Source organism: Mesorhizobium sp. M1169, assembly GCF_040318345.1.
Taxonomy (GTDB): domain Bacteria; phylum Pseudomonadota; class Alphaproteobacteria; order Rhizobiales; family Rhizobiaceae; genus Mesorhizobium.
On record NZ_JAMYME010000035.1, the window covers coordinates 57,983 to 63,982 of the forward strand.

Annotated in this window: 6 protein-coding genes and 1 pseudogene; 4 read left to right on the forward strand and 3 right to left on the reverse strand. The window is 60.5% G+C overall.

Annotated elements, in window-relative coordinates:
* The first annotated feature begins 389 nt into the window (after window positions 1–389).
* The 3 genes and pseudogenes from NKH41_RS26305 to NKH41_RS26315 all read left to right on the forward strand — a co-directional run.
* Window positions 390–695, forward strand: coding sequence for a DUF1612 domain-containing protein (locus NKH41_RS26305; protein ID WP_352612657.1), 306 nt, complete (start codon window positions 390–392; stop codon window positions 693–695).
* Complete coding sequence (locus tag NKH41_RS26310; RefSeq protein WP_352934611.1) at window positions 692–811, forward strand: helix-turn-helix domain-containing protein; 120 nt, start codon at window positions 692–694, stop codon at window positions 809–811. The genes NKH41_RS26305 and NKH41_RS26310 overlap by 4 nt, the downstream gene beginning before the upstream one ends.
* A gap of 92 nt (window positions 812–903) precedes the next feature.
* A pseudogene (locus NKH41_RS26315) lies at window positions 904–1,371 on the forward strand (XRE family transcriptional regulator); the annotation flags it as partial.
* A gap of 315 nt (window positions 1,372–1,686) precedes the next feature.
* Here NKH41_RS26315 and NKH41_RS26320 read toward each other — a convergent pair.
* Window positions 1,687–3,273, reverse strand: a complete 1,587-nt coding sequence (locus tag NKH41_RS26320; protein WP_352934613.1) for a serine hydrolase — start codon at window positions 3,271–3,273, stop codon at window positions 1,687–1,689.
* A 255-nt stretch (window positions 3,274–3,528) separates the two neighbouring features.
* Between NKH41_RS26320 and NKH41_RS26325 the strand changes: the two genes are divergently transcribed.
* Window positions 3,529–3,927 (forward strand): hypothetical protein, encoded by a 399-nt coding sequence (locus tag NKH41_RS26325; protein ID WP_352612663.1) that lies wholly within the window; start codon window positions 3,529–3,531, stop codon window positions 3,925–3,927.
* A 261-nt stretch (window positions 3,928–4,188) separates the two neighbouring features.
* Here the strand turns inward: NKH41_RS26325 and NKH41_RS26330 are convergent, their stop codons facing one another.
* Together NKH41_RS26330 and NKH41_RS26335 are read right to left on the reverse strand one after the other, a co-directional pair.
* Entirely contained in the window at window positions 4,189–4,656 is a 468-nt protein-coding gene (locus NKH41_RS26330; protein WP_352934616.1) for an FAD-dependent monooxygenase, read from the reverse strand.
* Between the two features lie 475 nt (window positions 4,657–5,131).
* A complete protein-coding gene (locus NKH41_RS26335; protein ID WP_352612666.1) occupies window positions 5,132–5,641 on the reverse strand; it encodes a ferritin-like domain-containing protein in 510 nt (169 codons plus the stop codon).
* Between the last annotated feature and the right edge of the window lie 359 nt (window positions 5,642–6,000).

The following is a 6,000-nucleotide window of genomic DNA, read 5'->3' on the forward strand; positions in this document are numbered from 1 at the left end:
GGCGATCGTGACGATTTGGTGGCGAGGAAAAAGTCCCTATGGGTAACAGATCGGCGATCTGCAAAATTGGCTGCAAACCCGTCAGAAAGCTCGCCAGAACCCAAGGCAAAAGCGCGCGGTAAGTGAATCGTGCCAGTCAATTTCTTACCGCCGAGTACTTCGTTCACATTGTTCGATTACATTATATTTATCTAATGTACTAACCAGCCAGTCGGGCATTCCCGAAGGCTCGCTGGTCAGGCTCAGCGGCCCCCTAACCCAAGCTGCTGGGCCGCCCGCTAAGGAAGTGCGTATATCGCTGATACGGTCGTCGGTGACCCCCCTCCGTACCGCGGCCGGGATCGCAACCACGTCACCGACCGGACTGGGCGCTCAGCCGCGACGGTTTTTTGGCGCTGGCCGGCCAGGGTGCGCTGCTGCGGCAGGAAGGTCTTGCCGCCAACCATCTCGCCTGCCGGCATCTCGGTGCCAAAAACATTCCGCGCGAGCGTCGGCGAGCACACAATCGCAGTGACCGGTTGCTGGCCTCCCTCGATGCGATCCATGACGCCGCACTCGTGGGGCTGAAGGAGCACGACCGGCTGGTGATGGCGAAAAGCCAGATGGAGCGAAACTCCGCGACCGCCGCGCCAGCTCCAAACTGTCCGACGTGGTCGAACTCGTGCTGTCGCGGCCACTTGTCTCGGGAGGCATGATCCAGGAGCGGCTAAAGGTGACAAAAACAGGGGCGCTCAATGTGGTCGGCGAGCTTGGGCAGCGCGAGATCATAGGGAGGGGGAAGGTTTCGGGCATGGGGCGTCGTGTGATGTAGCTGGCTGACACGACTATACGAACTTTACGGAATTACCGAACTTGACGAACTGCGCTCTGTAGGCATATTGGTGACAGCAACAGGTTGTCATCATGGCCGCTCCAAAACGCAACAATCATAGCGGGACCGCATCGCATACGGGAGTCGCCGCCCTGAGCTTCACCACGAAGCTGCCGGCACAGGCCGACTTCAAGAAGGTATTGCTCGAACGCTATCAGGAAGCGATCGCACGCAGCCGCAAGATCGGCCACCGCGTATCGTTCCGGGTAGAGGTCGATCCGGCCGCCGATGCGCAGACGATCACGCCGGTCGAAGAGCAACCGATCGCTTCGGATGTGTTTCCCGTCGAGGACACGGGCATGCCCGATGCCGAACTCGAGGCGGCTCTTGCCAGAGCGCGCGCGCGTGGCCATAAGCGTGTCGCCGAAATTGTCGCCGGCGAGGAGATGCTGAGCGCGGAAGCCTTTGCCAGACTGCTCGGCACGTCGCGCGTGACCGTCAACGCCAGGCGGCAGAGTGGGCAGGTGCTCGGCATCGATGGCGCCCTATGCGGAGATCGCGACCACAGCCTCGCTTCGAGTTGTTGATCTCAAAGGTGACAACGCCGTCAGAATCGGTGTTCCGACTGGTGTCATTCGGGCATAGCGTCAGTACCTCCGGCGCCGATGGTCGGCGGCTTTCACGAACACTCGTCCCAGCCTGACGGTATCATCTATCCATCACGCGCCTCAATGGTGCAACCAACCTTGCCGTTTACGATCGGCGGTACGGAAGCTTCAGGTGAGGCGTGTCGTGGCGCTTCTCGGCGCGCGAGGACTGGCTCAGGTTCTGGAGGATTTCAGGGTGGGTTGCATGGAGCACCCGACGCCCCACCCCTACCTCTGAAAATGCCCCAACCCGTTCTCATTGAGATAGTCCACCGTCATCACCCGCGCGCGAATGCCGCCGGGGGAACCAACGAACTTCACCGATGACAGCGAGCCGGTCGGCGCGTTTTCTCCGCGGGGCGTGAGGGCGTAGGTGTCGCCGTCCCAGTGCTCGAGCGTGAACTGCATGGGCTTGGGGCCGAGTTCGAGCATCAGCTTGTCGCCATCGGCCCGCACGGTGGCGGTGTCGAAATAGTTGCTCGTATATTGGCCCTCGTAGAAGGATGGACTGCGCGCCTTGGCGGGGTTCGTCGGCTTGTCCTTGCCGGCGAGGTCGCCCACCGGCTTGTAGTAGGCCATGAACCGCGGCTTGATGTAGGGATACCAGTCGCGGGTGACCTGGCCATATTGCACGATGTCCATAAAGCTGGCGGCGACCGCCTCGGCGGCGCCGACGGGGGAGCCGTTGGTGAGCACGACGATGCCGATATCGGCCGAGGGCAAGATCTGGAAGGTGGTGCCGGCGCCGAGCAGGAAGGCGCCGGAATGGCCCATGGTGGTGCGCCCATTGGCGTTCACCCCCACATTGAAGCCATAGCCATAGGAGCTGGCCCGCGGATCGGGCGTCTCGCCGCGGTAGGTCACGCTCTGCGGTGTGATGGCGGGCTGCAGGATCTTGGGGTCGATCATGGGCTGGCCGCTATAGGTACCGTCGCCAAGCAGCAGGATCATCCACTTGGCAAGATCCTGGGCGCTGGAGGAGACGCCGCCCGCCGGCGCCTGCTGGTCGGGGTCGCGGTCAAAGAGCGGCTCGAACACATTCTCCGCCACGCGCGCATGCAGCAGGGCGCGGTTCTTGCCGGCGGCAATGAAGTCCTCGTGCCGATAGCTGCTCGAGCGCATGCCGAGCGGATCGAACAACAGGCTCTTGGCCAGCGGCTCCCAAGGCTGTTTCTCGGCGTGGGCCACTGCCTCGGCGCCGATCGTCGTGCCGAAATTGGCGTAGTGATAGGAGATGCGGAAGGGATCGAGGGGCACCATCCACAGGCTCCCGACGATCTGCTTGCGCTGGAAGCCGAGATCCTCGAGTTCGTCGCCCGCCGCCATCGGCAGGCCCGAGCGATGGGCGAAGAAATCGCCGATGGTGGCGTTGCCCGAGACATAGTCGAGATTGAGGCGAAAGCCGTCCCAGACCTTGCCGACCGGGGTATCCCAGTCGAAGCTATGGTCCTTCGTCATGGCGATCGCGGCCACCGTGGCCGAGATCGACTTCGACACCGAGGCGACCTGGAAAATGGTGGTGCTGCTGACCTTAGAAGTGTCGTCCCGGTTGTCGCGAAGGCCATAGCCCTCGTCAAAGATCATTTTGCCGCCATGCACCACCGCCACGGCGAAGCCGGGAACGTCGGATGCTTCCTTGACTTTCTTGACGATGTCCGGCAGCGCGGCCAGGGCCTTGTCGACACCGCCGGGATACAGCTGCATAGCATCCTGCGGCGGCGATGGCCCAAGCTCCGGCACGTAGGACTGCGCGGCTGCCATGGCGGGCAGCATGGCTACGAGGGAAAGCACGACGAGAGCAGCGGCGTTCTTCATTGCATGTCCTCAAACTTGCACCGGCAGATGATCGGACCATACGCGGCAAGATGAAAGATGGTTGCGGTATTTTCCAATGATATGTTTAACCTCCGTGCTGGGCGGCTTCAGGGCGACATGCGAAAGCACCTGTGGGATCACTGTCAGGGTCGATGGAATATATCCTCATTACCTTGTTATGGACCGGCCCCACCAGGAACTCTTTGGATATGTGGCCGTTTCCTCGACATACGGAAAAGCCTATCGGAGGTTCACATGTTTATACGAATAGTAAGCGCGTCGGCGCTCGTCCTTGCTTTCGCGTCGCCGGGCTTTGCCGACTGCGGCCAAGAGTTGAAAGTGCTTGAGCCGAACGTCATCACCGCCGAAACGGGCGCGAGCCCAAATAAATCAGGCATCCCGGCGACGAAGCACCAAGAGGAGGTCATGGCCGGCAAGCAGCAGGGGGGTAATCCTGAAATCACCGGATCAACGGCGGGAAATGTGAAGCCAACCACACCTCATCAGGAGCAAGTGACTGGCAACCGTAGCGCCCAGAATGCCGAACATCCTAGCCAGCTAATGGCGGAAGCTCACAAGATGTCCCAAGCTGGCGACGAGCAAGGCTGCATGAAAAAATTGGCAGAACTCAAGGACGCCCTTGGCGTCAAGTGAACGCCAGATTGCCGGATGTTTCGAAGGCAGACACCGCCAGGATCGCTAGCTTGAAAGCCTGATGGAGTCGACACCGCGGAGCAAGCGCCATCGGCCACCCTTCGATTTGAAACTGCTCGCATTTCTACGGCGGCAGCTGCCGTCTTCTGGTCGCTGCATCGACCAGTTCGCGAGCGCGATTTAGACGATTTTGCGAGTATCAACTTCGCGACGCCTTTCGCCAAAAGACGCCGCGCGGTGACCGCCTCGTGGAAGGCAAGGTCAGGTCGGCGTAACGGATTTCCACGGTTCCGGCCCGAACGGGCACGGCTGGGCGAGACATTTGAGTTTCGGGTGCACGGACGGGTGTTCGAGGTGCGGGTGGATGGCGAAACCTGCGGAACAAGCGAGGCCAGCGCCAACGCCCCGGCTGCGGTGTTCACGATGACTGCGGAAGGCGTTGTGTTGGGCCAGCGCTACCTGACGGCCTCGCAATCCCTCGACCAGATCGACCTGCGGCGGCAGGCTTTTTGCCGGATCTTTGAACCATTTCTGAAGCCGCGCGAGTGCTTGTGCGAGGGTGCCGTGAATAAGGGGCCGACGCTCGGTGTCATAGCTGTCAGGCAGGGCAGAGCCCGCTTCTCGACGGATGACCATGGCAAGCTTCCACGCGAGATTTTGAGCATCATGAATGCCTGAATTCCCGCCGAACGCCCCGTCGGAGGCATCAGATATGCCGCGTCGCGCCATGTAAGTTCCCTCGTTGGGTGGGCTGACTGGAACGCTGACAGGAACCTATCCCCGTCGCTGGTGCGCCCTGCCGCTGTCGGGACGAACTTTCTTCCATCCGGCTTGGCGCTACCGGTGCCCGCGCACGCACGGCTCAGTGATCAGGGAGAGTGTTCTCGGGCAGTCCGCTATCGCGACCTCGTTTCGAACGTTTTAACACGCCCCCTCAAGCTTGATCTCGCCGAGCGCTGCGCTAGCCCTTCCGATCTTGGCTATTGCCAATGCGTATTCGACCAGGCTTGCGCAGACGAACGCTTCAACTCTCAAAGTCACGACGCCGCAATGTTAGCATCACTCGTCGTAGCAATTTCTGCAAATGCGCAACTCGACAACCGCCTGCTACAGTCAGGCGTGTTCGTCGTCCAGCCTTTACGAAGGGGACGCGCTGGCGCACGAATCCCCATCACCCAGTTCACGATGACTGCGTCCCACCCGCTCACCGCTTGGCGCTGTCACTGTCGGCTTCGGCCCGCACAAGGAACTGCTCGGTCGTGGAGGGAAGACGGGATTTCAGCCAATCCGCCATCGCGACTTCCTCTTGCAGGTTCTCTTCGCAAGCCCGAAGAACCTCGGTTTCGCCGAGCGATCGAGCGGCGGCAATCAGGATCGTGTAGGAGGCGATTTCCATGTGCTCGAACGTGTAGCTCGCGAGCGATCCTTTCATCACCTCGTCTCCAGCGAAGACGCCGCTCAGCGATTGCGCCATCGCCGTCAGCTTACCGCCAGCATCCTTCATCATGGATGAACCCTCGTCCATCTGATCGAGACAAGTCTTCAGCCGAGCAGCCTGCTGCTTGGTCTCGTCGAGGTGCTGTCGGATCCGGTCGCTCAGTTCGGGATAATTCTCGATACGGCTCAACTGCCCGTTCAACATCGTTTCTGCCTGCTCTTCCATGGCATGAGCGTCTCTAAGCCATTGGACAAACCATTCCCGGCTTTCTGACATTTCGAATCTCCTTTGCTATTTAAGGAAAAACTTTCAGAAGAAGACATTGTTCCGGAGCAAAGCCGCGGAACAGGCTTGATCCTCCCAGAGAATCCGCGCCGTCGGCGGATCTCAATTCACCTCACGAAATCCTCAGCAATGCGGGTGAGGGCCAAGATCGAGGAAGATCGGCGCCAGCAAAACGGGCCATGGACGCGAGACGCGCCGATCAACCACACGTGCTCGCTGCTGCGCGTTCCATTACAAAGTCCAATGCACCGGGAGGGCGAAGGATCTAGCCTGTCAGTTTAGTGAAGTCGTGGCGCCGCGCGCGAACATGTGCCAGCAAATTCGTTTCGTTTACGACCCCTGATTGAAAG

Excerpts from the sequence above, each read along its gene's own strand:
- NKH41_RS26310 (WP_352934611.1), top strand. The coding sequence starts at position 692 with ATGATCCAGGAGCGGCTAAAGGTGACAAAAACAGGGGCGCTCAATGTG.
- NKH41_RS26320 (WP_352934613.1), bottom strand. The coding sequence starts at position 3,273 with ATGAAGAACGCCGCTGCTCTCGTCGTGCTTTCCCTCGTAGCCATGCTG.
- NKH41_RS26325 (WP_352612663.1), top strand. The coding sequence starts at position 3,529 with ATGTTTATACGAATAGTAAGCGCGTCGGCGCTCGTCCTTGCTTTCGCG.
- NKH41_RS26330 (WP_352934616.1), bottom strand. The coding sequence starts at position 4,656 with ATGGCGCGACGCGGCATATCTGATGCCTCCGACGGGGCGTTCGGCGGG.
- NKH41_RS26335 (WP_352612666.1), bottom strand. The coding sequence starts at position 5,641 with ATGTCAGAAAGCCGGGAATGGTTTGTCCAATGGCTTAGAGACGCTCAT.